General features: G+C 58.6%; 15 protein-coding genes and 1 tRNA gene. 15 read left to right on the plus strand and 1 reads right to left on the minus strand.

Annotated features, from left to right (window positions below; all coding sequences use genetic code 11):
- Together A3730_RS26420 and A3730_RS26425 are read left to right on the plus strand one after the other, a co-directional pair.
- The coding region (locus A3730_RS26420; protein ID WP_063539304.1) for a glucosaminidase domain-containing protein at positions 1-832 on the plus strand (832 nt) is incomplete at its 5' end.
- Between the two features lie 164 nt (positions 833-996).
- A complete protein-coding gene (locus A3730_RS26425; RefSeq protein WP_063521435.1) occupies positions 997-2,352 on the plus strand; it encodes a wax ester/triacylglycerol synthase family O-acyltransferase in 1,356 nt (451 codons plus the stop codon).
- 107 nt (positions 2,353-2,459) lie between these two features.
- Here the strand turns inward: A3730_RS26425 and A3730_RS26430 are convergent, their stop codons facing one another.
- Complete coding sequence (locus tag A3730_RS26430; RefSeq protein WP_156497163.1) at positions 2,460-3,212, minus strand: hypothetical protein; 753 nt, start codon at positions 3,210-3,212, stop codon at positions 2,460-2,462.
- 47 nt (positions 3,213-3,259) lie between these two features.
- On the opposite strand from A3730_RS26430, the gene A3730_RS26435 reads away from it, so the two are divergent.
- The 13 genes from A3730_RS26435 (at position 3,260) to A3730_RS26495 (ending at position 17,087) form a co-directional block, all read left to right on the plus strand.
- Entirely contained in the window at positions 3,260-3,979 is a 720-nt protein-coding gene (locus tag A3730_RS26435) for a YebC/PmpR family DNA-binding transcriptional regulator (RefSeq protein WP_063521433.1), read from the plus strand.
- Between the two features lie 53 nt (positions 3,980-4,032).
- The gene (locus tag A3730_RS26440; protein WP_082872548.1) at positions 4,033-4,521 is read left to right on the plus strand and encodes a CinA family protein; all 489 of its coding nucleotides are present in this window, start codon (positions 4,033-4,035) and stop codon (positions 4,519-4,521) included.
- A 192-nt stretch (positions 4,522-4,713) separates the two neighbouring features.
- Positions 4,714-5,748 (plus strand): recombinase RecA, encoded by a 1,035-nt coding sequence (recA, locus tag A3730_RS26445; RefSeq protein WP_063539305.1) that lies wholly within the window; start codon positions 4,714-4,716, stop codon positions 5,746-5,748.
- Positions 5,741-6,205 (plus strand): regulatory protein RecX, encoded by a 465-nt coding sequence (locus tag A3730_RS26450; protein ID WP_063521485.1) that lies wholly within the window; start codon positions 5,741-5,743, stop codon positions 6,203-6,205. Before recA ends, A3730_RS26450 begins: the two co-directional genes overlap by 8 nt.
- 342 nt (positions 6,206-6,547) lie before the next feature.
- Complete coding sequence (locus A3730_RS26455; RefSeq protein ID WP_063521484.1) at positions 6,548-7,315, plus strand: sulfite exporter TauE/SafE family protein; 768 nt, start codon at positions 6,548-6,550, stop codon at positions 7,313-7,315.
- Between the two features lie 184 nt (positions 7,316-7,499).
- Positions 7,500-10,091, plus strand: a complete 2,592-nt coding sequence (alaS, locus tag A3730_RS26460; RefSeq protein ID WP_063521483.1) for an alanine--tRNA ligase — start codon at positions 7,500-7,502, stop codon at positions 10,089-10,091.
- 157 nt (positions 10,092-10,248) lie between these two features.
- Positions 10,249-11,475, plus strand: a complete 1,227-nt coding sequence (locus tag A3730_RS26465; protein ID WP_063521482.1) for an aspartate kinase — start codon at positions 10,249-10,251, stop codon at positions 11,473-11,475.
- Positions 11,476-11,849: 374 nt separating this feature from the next.
- Positions 11,850-12,038: a carbon storage regulator CsrA gene (gene csrA / locus A3730_RS26470; protein ID WP_035229872.1), complete on the plus strand. Its 189-nt coding sequence runs from the start codon at positions 11,850-11,852 to the stop codon at positions 12,036-12,038.
- Positions 12,039-12,144: 106 nt separating this feature from the next.
- Positions 12,145-12,234, plus strand: a tRNA-Ser gene (locus tag A3730_RS26475).
- A 208-nt stretch (positions 12,235-12,442) separates the two neighbouring features.
- The gene (pyrC, locus tag A3730_RS26480; RefSeq protein ID WP_063521481.1) at positions 12,443-13,477 is read left to right on the plus strand and encodes a dihydroorotase; all 1,035 of its coding nucleotides are present in this window, start codon (positions 12,443-12,445) and stop codon (positions 13,475-13,477) included.
- Positions 13,478-13,482: 5 nt separating this feature from the next.
- On the plus strand, positions 13,483-14,514 hold the full coding sequence (locus A3730_RS26485; RefSeq protein WP_063539306.1) for a GTP-binding protein: 1,032 nt from the start codon (positions 13,483-13,485) through the stop codon (positions 14,512-14,514).
- Positions 14,515-14,556: 42 nt separating this feature from the next.
- Positions 14,557-14,886: a multidrug efflux SMR transporter gene (locus A3730_RS26490; RefSeq protein ID WP_063519254.1), complete on the plus strand. Its 330-nt coding sequence runs from the start codon at positions 14,557-14,559 to the stop codon at positions 14,884-14,886.
- 44 nt (positions 14,887-14,930) lie between these two features.
- A complete protein-coding gene (locus A3730_RS26495) occupies positions 14,931-17,087 on the plus strand; it encodes an acetyl-CoA hydrolase/transferase C-terminal domain-containing protein (RefSeq protein ID WP_063539307.1) in 2,157 nt (718 codons plus the stop codon).
- The last annotated feature ends 47 nt before the right edge of the window (positions 17,088-17,134 follow it).

A 17,134-nucleotide genomic window follows, 5' to 3' on the forward strand; every position in this document is an offset into this window, starting at 1 on the left:
CAGGGTCAGTGTGGTGATCATTGATGATTATCGCGCGGTACTCGAGTTGTTCGAGCAGCTTCACTACACCGATAAAAGCTGGGTGGAAGGCGACCGCCATGTGCCCAGGGTTTATCTCTCCACGGTGCCGGAGCAGTGGGGTAAGGGCATCAGCCATGAAATCAGCGTCAGCCTGAAGAAGAAACTGTTCTTCCGTGCTGTAGGGCCGCTGATCCTGCGCAGTAATGAATTGATTCAGCAGGACCGGGCGCGCCTGCTTGGCCTGCAGACGCAATCGGTGTTGTCCGCTGACGATAACCACTGGCTCCAGCAGCTGGCCGACCAGTACCGGGTGGAAACAGGCGGCAAGGAGCGAGTCGCTGAGCTGTTACGCCGGGTCGATGTGATTCCGCCTTCGCTGATTCTGGCTCAGGCAGCGGAGGAGAGCGGCTGGGGGACCTCCCGCTTTGCGTTTGCCGGTAACGCCCTGTTTGGGCAATGGACGTGGGGTGGGAAGGGCATCACTCCGCAGAGCCAGCGTAGCGGGATGGGCAATTACAAAATCGCGGCCTTTGATGCGCCATTGCAGTCGGTGCAAGCCCATGCGTTGAACCTCAATAGCCACCCAGCCTATACGCATTTTCGCACTCTGCGGGCAAGCAGCCGAAAGGCTGGCAGGCCGTATACCGGCCTCGATGCGGCCGCTACCCTTGATAGATACTCCGAACGCGGGCCGGCGTATGTGAAGTCCCTGCAATCAATCATTAAGTACAATAAGCTTCAGGGCACGGATGCTGCGCGTTTCGCGGACATGCATGCCATGGTGCTGGTGCCGGCGGATCAAGCTAGGTAGGCCCCCCAATCCCGCCACCGATCCTCCCAATTGACCGTTGATAACCAAACGCAACCAATCTGGTAATGCTCTGCCACGAAAAAACCGGATGATAGGGTGTTTGTGGCTGCGTGTTTAAGCGCGGTTAGCTGTGAGCGCACGAATAACAATAAGGAGCAGGAAGCATGGCCCGTAAACTGTCCATTATGGATTCCGGCTGGCTGATGATGGAAACCCGCGAGACCCCCATGCATGTGGGTGGGCTGGCGTTGTTCGCCATTCCGGAGGACGCGCCTGCGGATTACATGGAAGGCATCTATCGCTATCTGGTGGAGGTGAATGGAATCTGTCGTCCCTTTAACCAGAAAATCCAGTCGCACTTGCCCATGCGCATGGACGCCGCCTGGGTGGAAGACAAGACTTTTGATATCGATTACCACGTGCGCCATTCCGCTTTGCCGCGCCCGGGGCGGGTGCGCGAGCTGCTGGCGCTGGTGTCGCGGCTGCACGCCCAGCGTCTGGATCCCAGCCGCCCACTCTGGGAGAGCTACCTGATCGAAGGGCTGGAAGGCAACCGCTTTGCCCTTTATACCAAGATGCACCATTCCATGGTGGACGGGGTGGCGGGTATGTACCTGATGCAATCGCGGTTGGCCACCAGTGCCAAAGACCGCTTGCCGGTACCCTGGTCCGGTGAATGGGATGCGGAGAAGAAGCCGAGAAAGAGCAGCGGCGCCCCTGCGGCAAATACGGGTATGAAAGGCACGGTGAATAACCTGCGCCGGGGCAGTGGCCAGCTGGTAGACCTGTTGCGCCAGCCCAAAGATGGCAATGTGAAAACGATTTATCGGGCGCCGAAAACCCAGCTCAACCGGCGAGTGACCGGCGCCCGACGCTTTGCTGCCCAGTCCTGGTCTCTGCCACGCATCAAGGCAGCGGCCAAACAGCATGGCGGTACCGTCAATGATATTTTTCTGGCCATGTGTGGCGGGGCCCTGCGGCGTTACCTGTTGAGCCAGGACGCGTTACCGGACCAGCCGCTGGTGGCTCAGGTGCCGGTGTCGTTGCGCAGTGCGGACCAGGCGGGCGACGGTGGTAATGCGATCACCACCGTGCAGGTCAGCCTGGGAACGCATATCGCCGAGCCGCTGAAGCGGCTGGCAGCGATTCAGGATTCCATGAAAGGGGTGAAGTCCCGGCTTGGCGATATGCAGAAATCCGAGATCGATGTCTATACCGTACTCACCAATGTGCCGTTGTCGCTTGGCCAGGTGACGGGCCTGTCCGGGCGGGTAAGCCCCATGTTCAATCTGGTGATTTCCAATGTGCCAGGGCCCAAAGATCCGCTGTATCTCAACGGCGCTGAAATGTTGGCTTCTTACCCTGTGTCGTTGGTACTGCATGGCTATGCGCTGAACATCACCGTGGTGAGCTACAAGGACAGCCTGGAGTTCGGTGTTATCGGTTGCCGCGATACACTGCCGCATATCCAGCGCTTTCTGGATTACTTTGAAGAGTCGCTGGTTGAACTGGAAAGTTGATTCGCTAACCGTTTGCTGCGGGTCGGGATTTCGCCTGCAGCGCTTGCGGCTGAGTGGCCGCTTATGGCAGCAGGCGCCACTCAGCAGTGATGCAGGCCTTGAAGCTTTTAGTCCCGGAAGAACCAGCGCACGCCAACCTCGTATTCAGTCAAATCCAGATCATCGTAATCGCGCAGGGTGGCAGATAGCCCAACTTGCTGGGTGACTTTATAAATACCTTCGATAAGCGAGGCGGTATCCCGAAATAGCACATCGGATTCGCCGATTTCGAGGCCGATCTGCCATTTATCGTTGAATTCGTGTCTGAGCCCGATGTGGTGGTACCAACCGCGTTCGGTAGAACCATTTTGCAGCTCAAGTTTGTTGTGGTCTGAGCCGGCGAAAATGGACGTTTTGGCGTTGAATGGATAGTGAACCCCCAAGCCAATTACTGACCAGGATTCTTGCTGTGCGTTTTCTTCTGGCAATCGGACATTACCCGCATGGTAACGACCGCGGGCGTGGAACCATTTAAAGGCTGAGACACTGGCCTTTACGGTGCCGGAGCTGCTGTCGCCAAAACCGGAGTAGTCTGTGTTCTGTCTGGAGTAGCCAATGTCGACGTAATCGAAGGTATTGGAAGCTTGTGCTAATGGGGTAAGGAGAAGAGGCGCTGCCAACGCAATGTGATAAAGGGTGTGCACGATGAAGTCCTTGTCTATTTTATTTATGCGGAGCGGAGGATAGCGGAAATGACTTGAGGATGGGCAAGTAATTGCCGGGTCCAGTGCCCACCCATCGCGCTTGCCCTGCCAGATAAAGGTGCGCTTGTGGTCTGTGCGCTGCTTTCTTGCTCCCTCCCTTGTTCTTCTTACCATCATCTTCCCCTAAAATACCCGGCAACCAATCTCTCTGGAGCAAGATTCGTATGGGCCGCGCCTATCAAAACCGTAAAGAGTCCATGGCGAAAACCTCGGATATGAAAGCCAAGGTATACAGCCGTTATGGTCGGGAAATTTATGTCAGTGCGAAATCCGGCGGCCTGGACCCTACGGCGAATCTGGCGCTGCGCAGCCTGATTGAACGTGCCAAAAAAGACCAGGTGCCCGGTCATGTGATCGACAAGGCCATTGAGAAAGCCAAAGGCGGGGGTGGCGAGGATTATTCTCCGGCCCGCTATGAAGGCTACGGCCCGGGTGGTTGCATGGCGCTGATCGAATGCCTGACGGACAACCCGAACCGCACCTTTGGTGATGTGCGCATGGCCTTCACCAAGACCAAATGCAAGATCGGCACCCAGGGTACGGTGAGCCACATGTTCGATCACGTGGCCATCTTCGTTTTTGCCCATGCGGACGAAGACGCGGTGCTGGAAGCGCTGATGGAGGCCGATGTGGACGTCAGTGAGATCGAAGATGACAACGGCACCCTGACGGTGTTTACCCCGAATACCGAATATTTCAAGGCCAAGCAGGCGTTGACGGAGGCTTTCGGCGAGCTGGAATTCGAGGTGGATGAAATCCAGTTTGTCCCGCAGAGTTACACTACCATCAGCGCCGAAGACATGGAGCTGTTCGACAAATTCATGGCCATGCTGAATGATCTGGACGACGTGCAGAACGTGTATCACAACGTGGATCTGGGCTGATTACATCGTCCCGGCTTACATTGCCGGCAACATCTGCAACGGAGCATACCCCTGTGTTGGATAACGACATCCTTGCCGCCGCTGTCGCACTGGCCTCTGCCCTGCAAAAACAGCGTTTGATTCTGGCGACGGCGGAATCCTGTACCGGTGGGGGCATTGCCCAGGCGCTGACGGGGCTGTCCGGGGCGTCAACGTGGTTTGACCGGGGTTTTGTGACCTATTCCAACGAAGCCAAGGAGGAGATGCTGGGTGTGCAGGCCTCGACCCTGGCCTCGGTGGGAGCGGTCAGCGAAGAAACGGCCCTGGAAATGGCGCGGGGAGCCATTACCCATTCCCGGGCCCATGTCTCTGTCGCGGTCACCGGTATTGCCGGGCCGGATGGCGGCACGCCGGACAAGCCGGTGGGCACGGTCTGGATTGCCTGGGGGCAGAAGCTGGGCTACGCCGAAGCCCGCTGTTTCCACTTCGACGGTGATCGCGATGCCGTCCGTCAGCAGACCATCCTGGAAGCCATCTTGGGCTTGAATGCCCGCCTCAAGTAGCCACAATCGGGCTATTCATTTCAGTCTCATCGAGGTGGGGCTGGCACAGCATCAATATGTGAGGTTGCAATGGATAGCCAATGCTGTTCATAATACTGTCCATATTGCCAGCACTGGCCGAAAGGTCAGATGAGACAGATCAGATACGGTTGGCGTCAATGAATGACGCGCCGAAAACGGAGAGGGGTCACAATGAGCGATAAAGGTAAGGCGCTGTCCGCTGCGCTGTCACAGATTGAGCGCCAATTCGGCAAGGGTTCCGTCATGCGCATGGGTGATCGCAAGCGCGAGCGCATGCCGTCCATCTCCACCGGCTCGCTGGGGCTGGACGTTGCCCTGGGTATTGGCGGGTTGCCCAAGGGGCGGATCGTGGAAATCTATGGCCCTGAATCCTCTGGTAAAACTACCCTGACCCTGAGCGTGATTGCCCAGGCCCAGAAAAAAGGCGCCACCTGTGCCTTTGTGGACGCGGAGCACGCGCTGGACCCGGATTACGCGGAAAAGCTGGGTGTTAACGTGGATGACCTGATCGTCTCCCAGCCGGATACCGGCGAGCAGGCGCTGGAAATCACCGACATGCTGGTGCGCTCTGGTGCAGTGGACGTGGTCATCGTGGATTCCGTGGCGGCCCTGGTGCCGAAAGCGGAAATTGAAGGCGAGATGGGTGACACCCACGTGGGGCTGCAAGCCCGCCTGATGAGCCAGGCGCTGCGTAAAATTACCGGTAATGTGAAAAACGCCAATACGCTGGTGGTGTTCATTAACCAGATCCGCATGAAAATTGGCGTAATGTTCGGTAACCCGGAAACCACCACCGGCGGTAATGCGCTGAAATTCTACTCCTCCGTGCGTTTGGACATCCGCCGTATCGGCGCAGTGAAACAAGGGGACGAAGTCACCGGTAACGAAACCCGGGTGAAAGTGGTCAAGAACAAGGTGTCGCCGCCGTTCCGTCAGGCCGAGTTCCAGATTCTCTACGGTCAGGGGATCAACCAGCTAGGCGAAGTGCTGGACCTGGGCGTGCAGCAGGGTTTGGTGGATAAATCTGGTGCCTGGTACGCCTACAAGGGCGACAAGATCGGCCAGGGCAAACAGAACGCTTGTGAGTATCTGCGTGAGAACCCGGCCATTGCCGAAGAAATCGAGACGGAAATCCGCGCCCGCTTGCTGCCGGACCCCACCTCGGAAGCGCCAGTGGAAGAGGACGCTGCGGCTGACGATGAGTGAACCGCTGACGGAGGCCGAGCTGCGCCAGCGGGCTGTTGCCCTGCTGGCCCGGCGCGATCACGCTCGTCGCGAACTGGTCACCAAGCTGCAACAGCGGCTGGGTGACCAGCCGGCGCTGACGGCCGTGCTGGCCTGGTGCGAAGAACACGGCTTTATTGATGACCGGCGCTTTGCCGGTTTTTTTGTGCGTGCCCGCATTGAACGCGGGCAGGGTGCCTTGCGCATTCGCCAGGAACTTCAGCTCAAAGGCGTGGATAACGACTGGATCGCCGAGGCGCTGGAGAATGCTGAGGTAGACTGGTTTGCCCTGGCCCGAGAGGTTCGCGCCCGACGCTTTCGGCAGTACCCCCAGGATCAGAAAGAAAAGGCCAAACAGCTGCGTTTTTTGCAAAGCAGGGGGTTTGATGCTGAACAAAGTTTTGCAGCCTTGGACGTCTCGGAAGACGATTTGGACTGATCGCTGCTTGTTCCGCCTGTCTATTAGGTAAAACGCGGAGTGAACCGAATCTCGGCCACTGCGCAGATGTCTTGCTGCAGGAGCGTTGCTGGCGGCGCGATGCCCCAAACCCGGAAAGGTTGTTCACCACGTTCACCCCATAGGGGTAGAGCTCACCGGTGAAGAGCGGGGAGGGCTCTGTGAACGTTGCTTTCTGTGCTGCGAGTGTTCTTGATCCAGGCATGAATCGCGGCGCCAGCGACGGGGCTACGGTGCGCTTATACAAGTGAGTGCCCTCAACGCGTTTTGCTGACGGGTGGGTGAGGGTATCCTTGTGCTCTGTGCCCCCGGATTGGAAACCCCATGGAATATCTTTCAGACCCCTGGCTAGCGGCCGCGTTGCTGGGCGCCGGTGTACTGGCGGGGTTTATCAATACTCTGGCCGGGGGCGGTGGTCTGCTGATCCTGCCGTTGCTGATGCTCACCGGCATGGGCGCTGCGCTGGCCAATGGCACCATGCGGGTGGCGGTGCTGATTCAGAGCGCGGAAGCGGTTCGCCAGTTCAACAAACGGGGAACTATGCCCTTTGCCGCCTTGCCGGCGATTCTGGTGCCGAGCCTGCTGGGCACCCTGGTGGGCGCCGTGGCGGCGGCGTTTCTTCCGGAAACCATCCTCAAACCGGTTCTGCTGACGACCCTGGTGGTGGTGGCTGTGCTGATGGTACTGCGTCCGGCGCAAATGTCGCCGGGGCCGGATGCGATCCCGCTGTCCCCGAACGCGAGCCTGCCCGGGTGGCTCGGCCTTTTTCTGGCCGGGGTGTATGGAGGTTTTGTGCAGGCCGGGGTGGGTTTTGTGCTGCTGGCGGTGCTGGCGGGGCAGCTGCATTACGATTTGCTGCGCAGCAATGCCCTGAAATTGGCGATCACCGGCAGTTTCACCGTGTTGGCACTGGCGATTTTTGTGTCCAGGGGGCAAGTCGCCTGGTTGCCGGGGCTGGTCGTTGCGCTGGGTAGCCTGCTGGGCGTGCGGCTGGGTGTGGGGTTCGCGCACAAGGTTTCCCCCCGTGTGCTCAAGCGCATTCTGCTGGTGATGGTGCTGGCGGTATGTCTGGCGGCGGCGATCAAGGGCTAGAACCAAGCTATGAGCCGCTAGCGACTAGTTTCCAGCTATTAGATTAAAGAGGGGCTGACTTCTGGTTTCGGGTTTTTCTCGACGCTTGAAGCTAGTCGCTTGCAGCTTACTGAACCATCGCAACCGGGCCTTGAGGGCGCTATACTCGGCCCTCTCTGACAGCCAGCCAATGATTGTTTCTCCTATGAAGAGTGCTGAACTACGCCAGGCCTTTCTGGATTACTTCGCCAGCCAGGGACACACCAAGGTGCCGTCCTCCTCGCTGGTGCCCCACAATGACCCGACCCTGTTGTTTACCAACGCGGGTATGAATCAGTTCAAGGATGTATTTCTGGGCCGTGAGTCCCGGGACTACACCCGTGCTACCAGTTCCCAGCGCTGCGTGCGTGCCGGGGGTAAGCATAACGATCTGGAGAACGTGGGCTACACGGCGCGGCATCACACCTTCTTCGAGATGCTGGGTAATTTCAGCTTCGGCGACTATTTCAAGCGCGAAGCCATCAAGTTCGCCTGGGAATTCCTGACGGGCACCTTGGGGCTGCCTGAAGAGCGCCTGTGGATCACCGTGCATGTGTCCGATGATGAAGCGGCGGATATCTGGCTCAAGGAAATGGGCGTCAGCGCTGAACGCTTCTCGCGCCTGGACGAGGACAACTTCTGGCAGATGGGCGATACCGGCCCGTGCGGTCCCTGTTCCGAGATTTTCTACGACCATGGGGCCGATGTGCCCGGTGGTCCTCCCGGTTCCGAGAATGATGATCTGGATCGCTATATCGAGATATGGAACCTGGTGTTCATGCAATACGACCGCCAGCCGGATGGTGAGTTACTGCCGTTGCCCAAGCCCAGTGTGGATACCGGCATGGGCCTGGAGCGTATTGCTGCAGTCTTGCAGGGCGTACATTCTAACTACGAAATTGACCTGTTCCAGGCGCTGCTGAAAGCGGCGGCCACGGCTACCGGCTGCACCGATTTGGAAGAAAAGTCCCTGCGGGTGATTGCCGACCATATCCGTTCCGCCAGCTTCCTGATCTGTGACGGGGTGATACCGTCCAATGAAGGCCGTGGCTATGTGCTGCGCCGCATCATCCGTCGCGCCCTGCGCCACGGTCATAAGCTGGGCCAGGACAAGCCGTTCTTCTCCACCTTGGTGACCGCGCTGGTCGAGCAGATGGGTGAAGCCTATCCGGAGCTGGGCCGCGAACAGGCCCGCATCGAAAAAGCCTTGCTGGCGGAAGAAGAGCAGTTTGGCCGCACCCTGGCCGCCGGCATGAAGGTGCTGGAAGCGGCCATAGCCGAGCTGGATGGCAAGGAACTGCCCGGCGAGGTGCTGTTCAATCTTTATGACACCCATGGTTTCCCACCGGATCTCACCGCCGATGTGGCCCGTGAGCGGGAATTGACGGTGGACATGGACGGCTTTGAAAACGCCATGGAAGCCCAGCGTGAGCGGGCTCGTGGTGCCGGCAGCTTTGCCAATGATTACAGCGACCGACTCAATATCGAGGTGGTGACCGCGTTTTCCGGTTACGAAAAACTGGCGGACGACGACAAGATCGTCGGCCTGTTCAAGGACGGCGAAGCGGTTGATGCCCTGCAGGCGGGCGAAGAAGGCATGGTGGTGTTGGCCAGCACGCCGTTTTATGCGGAGTCTGGCGGCCAGGTGGGCGACAGCGGTTTCCTGGTGCAGGGCGATAATCGTTTCGCGGTGTCCGATACCAGGAAGCGTCAGGCGGCCCATGTGCATCTGGGCAAGGTGGAAAGCGGCAGCCTGAAGGTGGGTGGCAAAGTGTCTGCCTACGTGGATGTGGAGCGTCGTCGCGCCATCATGCGCAATCACTCCGCCACTCACCTGATGCACGCCGCTTTGCGTGAAGTATTGGGTGAGCATGTTCAGCAGAAAGGCTCGTTGGTGGCAGCCGACTATTTGCGCTTTGACTTCTCCCACGGCGAAGCTGTCAGCGAAGACCAGCGTGAGCAGATCGAGATTCTGGTGAATCGCCAGATTCTGGCCAACACCGCAGTAACCACCGAATTGATGGATATCGACGCCGCCCGGGAAGCGGGTGCCATGGCCCTGTTTGGCGAGAAATATGATGATCAGGTGCGCGTGCTGAGCATGGGCAGCGACGGCTTCTCCAAGGAGTTGTGTGGCGGAACCCACGTGAGCCGCACCGGCGATATCGGTCTGTTCCGGATTACCCTGGAAGCCTCTGCGGCTGCCGGTGTGCGCCGCATCGAAGCGGTGACGGGTGAACACGCCCTGGCGGTGATGCGCCAGCAGGAGCGGGCGCTCAGCGAAATTGCCGCCACGGTGAAGAGCTCACCGGACAATGCGGCCGAGCGGGTGCGCAGCCAGGCGCAGAAAGTCCGTGAACTGGAAAAAGAGATCGAACGCCTCAAACAGAAACTGGCTAGCGGCGCCGGCGGCGACCTGACCAGTGATGTGCAGGATATTAACGGCGTGAAGGTATTGGCGACGCAAATCGACGGTGCCGATAGCAAGACCTTGCGGGTCACCATGGACAAGCTGAAAGACAAGCTGGGTTCCGCGGTGATTCTGCTGGCCGCAGTGGAAGGCGATAAGGTGGCCTTGGTGGCCGGTGTCACCAAGGACCTGACCGCCAGATACAAAGCGGGCGATCTGCTCAAATTCGTGGCCGAGCAAGTGGACGGCCGTGGCGGTGGGCGCCCGGATATGGCCCAGGGGGGTGGGAATAATCCTGCTGCATTGCCCGGGGCCCTGGAAAGTGTAAAGGGCTGGGTGGCCGGGTAGGGCAACTCAGGTTGGAAATACCCGTTATTTCCGGCTTGAAAAACCCACTTTGGGGGCGGAATAGGTTGTAGATCATGCCCGCCAAACCACCTGAACATGAAATCCCGGCGCGTTTCTGGTACAGTAGCGCGCTCTTTTTTGCAGAAAAAGCGACTTTATGGCTCTTATCGTGCAGAAATACGGCGGTACCTCGGTAGGTACGGTCGAACGCATCCAGGCCGTTGCCGAAAAGGTAGCCGGCTTTCATAAACGGGGTGACCAGGTGGTCGTCGTCGTTTCCGCCATGAGTGGGGAAACCAACCGGCTCATCGAGCTGGCCAACGGCGTTACCGACAAACCCTCTCCACGGGAAATGGACGTGCTGGTGTCTACCGGCGAGCAGGTCACTATTGCCCTGTTGTCCATGGCGCTGCAAAAGCAGGGCCTCAATGCCCGCTCCTATACAGGTAGCCAGATTCCCCTGCGTACGGACAACACCTACTCCAAAGCCCGCATCGAAGAAATCGACGACAAGAAAGTTCGCGCCGATCTTGATGGTGGCAGTGTGGTGGTCGTGGCCGGTTTCCAGGGCGTCGATGGTGACGGCAACATTACCACGCTGGGCCGTGGTGGCTCTGATACCACCGCTGTGGCTTTGGCTGCTGCGCTGAAAGCGGACGAGTGCCAGATCTATACGGATGTGGATGGTGTTTACACCACTGACCCGCGAGTAGTGGATAACGCCCGCCGTCTGGACAGCATTACTTTCGAGGAAATGCTGGAAATGGCCAGCCAGGGCTCCAAGGTCCTGCAGATCCGCTCTGTGGAATTCGCCGGCAAATACAATGTGCCGCTGCGTGTTTTGTCCAGTTTCCAGGATGGCCCTGGGACACTTATTACCGTCGAAGACGAGGTTGATATGGAAAAGCCGGTAATCTCCGGAATTGCCTTTACCCGTGATGAAGCCAAGATCATCGTGCGTGGCGCCCCGGACACCCCGGGTATTGCCTACAAGATCCTCGGCCCGGTAAGCGCAGAGAACATCGAAGTGGACATGATCGTGCAGAACGTGGGTAAGGACGGCGCTGCCGACTTCACCTTCACCGTGCACCGCAACGATTTCGCCCGTGCCCAGGAAGCCCTGCGTAACGCCTCCGAAGAGCTGGGCAACCCGGAAATCATCGGTGACGACAAGATCGCCAAGGTCTCCCTGGTGGGTGTGGGCATGCGCTCTCACGCGGGCGTGGCGTCCAAGATGTTCGAAGCCCTGGCCACTGAAGGGGTGAACATCGAGATGATTTCCACCTCCGAGATCAAGGTGTCCGTGGTCATTGCCGAGAAGTACCTGGAGCTGGCAGTCCGTGCGCTGCACTCTGCCTTCGAGCTGGATCAGCCTTCAAGCTGAGCCCGTAGCTTCATCGTGGTGCCTGGCACAAGCCTTTGCCGCCACAGAACATTTTCTTCAGTCGACCGTATTCCCTGATACGGCGCTTCCTCAGAAAATGCCCTGTGACAACAAATTCTTGCGCCATACATCCACGCTGAAACCACAGCTCAACTTCTGCTGATCGGCATACCGTCAGGTAGGTATGGGGCGACGACCGGTTGGTCTCGCCCCTCTCACGGCAAGACTTGAGAATCTGATTCAGGCATACTACCGGCCCCGTGCCAGGGGTGGGTAAATGGTCTCTGCACCAAGGAGTCGTCAAGGACGGCAACCCGCGAGCCTCAGGTACGGAAAGCGCTCACGGAAATGAAAGGACCCCAGGAGGGATCATTATGTTAATTCTTACGCGTCGAGTTGGTGAGACCCTGATGGTCGGTGACGAAGTGACCGTCACTGTGCTGGGTGTAAAAGGCAACCAGGTTCGTATCGGTGTGAACGCACCGAAAGAAGTTGCCGTACACCGTGAAGAAATTTATCAGCGAATTCAGCACGAAAAATCGTCAGATAGCGAGTCTGCCTGATTTTTGAGCTGTATTTTGTTCGCAAAATCGTTATGATGCGCGGCGAGTTTGGTGACAGCGCCGATTAAGAGCGTTCACCACCAAACCACAAGCAGTACCGCATTCCGGAGAGGTGGGTGAGTGGCTGAAACCAGCTCCCTGCTAAGGAGCCATACGGGAAACTGTATCGCGGGTTCGAATCCCGCCCTCTCCGCCATATTAGAAAACGCCCCGCAATGCGGGGCGTTTTTGTTTGTGGGCCGTGTACATGCTGCAGGCGATTTTGCGATTCCGGACCGATGTCGCCCGCAACCGCGGTTCTCATGTGCCTCGTGCTCTGCCTCGACACCAACTTGCGCTACACTTTGCGCTACACTACGCCCCCGAAACGCCCCACGAATCTCCACGGTAAAGAAGGTGACTCCATGACCGATACCCTGACCATTGCTCGCCCGGACGACTGGCATCTGCACTTCCGCGACGGTGATTTGCTGGCGGAAACCGTGCCGGCCACGGCCAATGTATTCGGTCGTGCCATCGTTATGCCCAACCTGAACCCGCCGGTGAACACGGTGGCCCAGGCCGCAGAGTATCGTGAGCGCATCATGGCGCAGGTGCCGACCGGGGTGAGTTTTGAGCCGTTGATGGTTTTGTATCTCACCGACAGCACCCCGGTGGAGGAAGTGGAGCGCGCGGCCAACAGTGACTTTGTGCATGCCTTCAAGCTCTACCCGGCGGGTGCCACCACCAACTCTGCCAGTGGCGTTACCGATCCGGGCAAGATTACCCATCTGTACGAAGCCATGGAAAAGCACGATGTGCCGCTGCTGGTACACGGTGAGGTGACCGATGCGGAGATCGATATCTTCGACCGTGAAAAGGTGTTCATTGATCGTTACCTGAACACGATCCGCAGCCAGTTTCCGGCGTTGCGTATTGTGTTTGAGCACGTGACCACCTCGGAAGGCGTCAACTTTGTGCGCGAAGCCAACGCGCTGACCGCAGCGACAGTGACCCCCCAGCACTTGTTGATGAACCGCAACGATCTGCTGGTGGGTGGTGTGCGTCCGCACAATTATTGCCTGCCGATTCTCAAGCGTCGCCAGCATCAGGACGCCATCCAGAAAGCGGTGATTGACGGCCACAGTCGTTTCTTCCTGGGCACTGATTCCGCACCGCACGCCCGTAACAAGAAAGAAGCAGCCTGTGGCTGCGCGGGCTGTTACTCCGCGCGGGCGGCACTGCCGCTGTATGCGACCTTCCTGGAGCAGCACAATGCGCTGGATAAACTGGAAGGGTTCGCCAGCCACTTTGGTGCCGATTTCTATCGCCTGCCGCGCCACACCGACACCGTGACCTTGCAACGCAAGCCGTGGGAGGTGCCCACCATAATCGACGCCGCCGGGGAGCCGGTGGTGCCGTTCTTTGCCGGCGAACAGTTGCCCTGGTCGCTGGGCTGATTGCCGTGGAAGAACGGATTCCGGTGGTGGTGCTCACCGGCTTTCTGGGCAGTGGCAAGACCACACTGCTCAACCGCTGGCTGAGCGAGCGCCGCGATGTAGCCCTGATCATCAACGAGCTGGGCGATATCGGTATCGACCAGCATCTCACCGGCACCGGGGTGTCGGTCTCGTTGCTGGCCGGCGGTTGCCTGTGCTGCGTGATTCAGGGTTCCCTGTCCACCACGTTGCGTAACCTGTTTATGGCCCGCAAGAACGGCGATATTCCCGCATTTACGACGGTGGTGATCGAAACCACCGGCGCGGCTGAGCCCTTTGGTGTGGTGGCGCCACTGGAGCAGGATCCCTGGCTGAAAAAGCGCTTTGTCTGCCAGTCAGTGCTGACCGTGGTCGATGCCCGCGCCGGTGCCGATGCCATTGCCGAGCATCCGGAAGTACTGGAGCAAATCCATAGCGCCGATGCGCTGCTGCTTTCCAAGACGGAACAGGCCGAGCCCACGGCCGTGCAGGCGTTGCAGGCGCAGCTGCACGGGCTGAATGCAACGGCGCGGCAATACCGGCTGGATACCAACTTTCCTGACGCGAGCTTGCTTGATGAATCGCTCCCGCGTCGTTGCCGGGTGACTGGCCTGTTTGCCCCTGTGGAGGGAGCGACGCTTGCCGCTCAGTCACTTGCGCTGGTTCCCGCGGAGAAGCAGGCGTCCCGCCATAATCTGTTCAGTGCCTCGCTGCGCTGGCCCCATGGTCTGGACTGGCCATTATGGCAGGCCGCGCTTCAGCAGCTGCAGGCACAATGTGGCGATGCATTGGTGCGAGTGAAAGGGTTGTTGCGGGTGAACGGGTTGGATGGCCCCATGCTGGTTCAGTGGGTGGCGCAACAGACGCCGGAGATGACACCACAGAACCGGTGGCCGGATCAGGACACCGACTCGCGCCTGGTACTGATTGTGCGCCACCCTGAGGCTGACTTCCCGGCCCAACAGCTGGCACGCTGGGAGGCCTTGTTGAATCAGTTGCAGGCTGCCCCTTCGGCCTGAATGTCCGGCCTGATCAACTCGCTTGATTGTTGCGGAGTCCCTATGGGTTACCTGTATTTGTCCATCGCCATTGTGGCTGAAGTGGTGGCTACCTCGGCGCTGAATGCGTCCCAGGGGTTCACCCGGTTGTGGCCATCAGTGGCCACCGTGGTGGGCTATTCCATTGCGTTTTATGCCCTTTCCCTGACCCTGCGTACGATTCCCATGGGGATTGCCTATGCGGTCTGGGCTGGAGTGGGTATCGTACTGATTGCGCTGGTGGGCGCGCTATTCTTTAAACAAATGCCCGATTTGCCCGCCATGCTGGGGATGGGGTTTATTATTGCGGGTGTGGTGTTGGTCACGCTGGTGTCCAGCGCTTCCAGCCACTGAATGGCACTACATTAATTGCGCTGAATGAATGACAAGGAGAGGTCGTGACGGATCGAATCAATCAGGTAGAGCAGGCGGTAGACCGGGTTATTGAGGCCACAGGTGGAGAAATTCGCCTCGCCATGCCGCTGGGGCTGGGTAAACCCAACCGGTTTGTGAATGCACTTTATGCACGTGTGGAAGCGGACCCGTCCTTGAGCCTGGATATCTATACTGCTTTGTCTCTGGGAAAACCTGGAGCGGGCAGTGATCTGGAAAAACGTTTCCTTGACCCCTTTGCCGATCGGTTGTTTGGCGACTATGAAGCGTTGAGCTACCTGGCGGCGCAAAAGCGTGGAAACCTGCCCGCCAACATCCGTGTCTTCGAATTTTTCGTGCAGCCTGGCAGCATGCTGGGCAGTGATGTGGCTCAACAACATTACATCAGCAGCAACTACACCCATGTGGCGCGGGACCTCAATGCGCGCGGTGTGAATGTGGTAGCGCAATTACTGGCTCACCGGCAGGTGGACGGTAACGACGAGTACAGTTTTTCCTGCAACCCGGAAGTGACGCTCGACCTGATGCCCTTGCTCAAGGCCCGCCGGGAAGCCGGTGAAACCATCGTGGCCGTGGGGCAGGTGCATCGGGACCTGCCCTTTATGGGCAATGATGCCCGGGTGGACGATTGGCTACCGGAGATGGACCTGCTGGTGGATGACCCGGAAGGCCACACACGGTTGTTCAGTACCCCGAACATGCCGGTGAATATTCAGGACCATTTTGTCGGCCTGCATGCCAGTACCCTGGTGCGTGACTGTGGCACGCTGCAAATCGGTATTGGTGCCCTTGGCGATGCGCTGGTGCATCATCTGCGTTTGCGCGAGCAAGACAACCCCCGCTATCTGAGTGCGTTGAAAGCCTGGGGTGTGCCACCTGAGCATGACGCCTTGATTGAGCGGGAGGGGGGCACCGGGGTTTTTCGTGAGGGCCTCTACGGTTGCAGCGAAATGATGACCCATGGCCTGCTCACGTTGATTGACGATGGCATCATTCGCCGCCCGGTCTATGACTGGGCACCTCTGCAGCGTCTGGAAATGCACAACCCGGCAACGCCGGGGCTGGCGCTGCTGGATGCCCTGCGCGAGCAATCGGCCATCAGTCGGCGGCTGGACCGCGCGCAACTACGCACCCTGAAACGGTTTGGTATTTTCCGCGACGGCATTAGCAAACATGGTGACGAACTGCAGCTGCCCAATGACGTGACCGTGCCCAATGATCTGGACGATCGCACCACCCGTGAAGCCTTGAAGGCGGTGTTCGGTGAAAGCCTGGCCGGGGGGGTGGTGATGCACGGTGGCTTTTTCCTGGGGCCCCAGGATTTCTATGCGCGCTTGCGGGAGATGACGGACCAAGAGCGCAATAGAATCAACATGACGCGCATCAGTTTCATCAATCACCTTTACGGTGATGAAACCCTGAATCGTTTGCAGCGTCAGGATGCGCGTTTTATCAATACCGCGTTCACGGTCACCTTGCTGGGGGCGGTGGCCTCGGATCAGATTGACGATGGCCGCGTGCTCAGTGGCGTGGGCGGGCAATATAACTTTGTCAGCCAGGCCCATGAGCTGGAAGGCGCACGTTCCATTCTGATGGTGCGGGCGTGGCGTGAACGCGGCGGCGAAGCCATGAGCAATGTGGTGTTCAGCTATGGCCACAACACCATTCCCCGGCACCTGCGCGATATGGTGGTTACCGAGTATGGTGTGGCGGATCTGCGTGGCAAGACTGATGAAGAAGTGGTGATGGCCATGTTGAACGTGGCCGATAGCCGTTTCCAGGTGGAGCTGATGGAACAGGCCCAGGCGGCGGGCAAGCTGCGCCAGGATTATCAGATTCCGGAAGCGCACCGGCGTAACAATCCTGAACATTTACACGAGATAGCCGAGCGTTGTGGCAAGCCGAGCTTCCCTGTTTTCCCGCTGGGTACGGATTTCACCGAGGTGGAGCAGCGCTTGATGATGGCGCTCACCTGGTTGAAAGAGAAAGTCAGTCACAAGGAATATCTGAAGCTGGGCCGCAAAGCCTTGTTCCACGAAGGAAGCCCGACAGAGTTTGCCGCTCCACTGGAGCGTATGGCGCTGACGGATCCGGACGGCGTGCGTGAGCATATTTTCCAGCGGTTGTTGTTGACTGCGCTGGAAGCGACTCAGGAAAAATAGTGCACGGTACTCCGTGCTTGTCAGTGGGGCACAGGCTAAGCCCGCCC

The organism is Alcanivorax sp. HI0044 (assembly GCF_001634945.1).

Coding starts and splice junctions, on each gene's coding strand:
- alaS (WP_063521483.1), top strand. CDS start 7,500: ATGAAGAGTGCTGAACTACGCCAGGCCTTTCTGGATTACTTCGCCAGC.
- A3730_RS26425 (WP_063521435.1), top strand. CDS start 997: ATGGCCCGTAAACTGTCCATTATGGATTCCGGCTGGCTGATGATGGAA.
- A3730_RS26455 (WP_063521484.1), top strand. CDS start 6,548: ATGGAATATCTTTCAGACCCCTGGCTAGCGGCCGCGTTGCTGGGCGCC.
- A3730_RS26450 (WP_063521485.1), top strand. CDS start 5,741: ATGAGTGAACCGCTGACGGAGGCCGAGCTGCGCCAGCGGGCTGTTGCC.
- pyrC (WP_063521481.1), top strand. CDS start 12,443: ATGACCGATACCCTGACCATTGCTCGCCCGGACGACTGGCATCTGCAC.
- A3730_RS26465 (WP_063521482.1), top strand. CDS start 10,249: ATGGCTCTTATCGTGCAGAAATACGGCGGTACCTCGGTAGGTACGGTC.
- csrA (WP_035229872.1), top strand. CDS start 11,850: ATGTTAATTCTTACGCGTCGAGTTGGTGAGACCCTGATGGTCGGTGAC.
- A3730_RS26430 (WP_156497163.1), bottom strand. CDS start 3,212: ATGATGGTAAGAAGAACAAGGGAGGGAGCAAGAAAGCAGCGCACAGAC.
- recA (WP_063539305.1), top strand. CDS start 4,714: ATGAGCGATAAAGGTAAGGCGCTGTCCGCTGCGCTGTCACAGATTGAG.
- A3730_RS26435 (WP_063521433.1), top strand. CDS start 3,260: ATGGGCCGCGCCTATCAAAACCGTAAAGAGTCCATGGCGAAAACCTCG.
- A3730_RS26490 (WP_063519254.1), top strand. CDS start 14,557: ATGGGTTACCTGTATTTGTCCATCGCCATTGTGGCTGAAGTGGTGGCT.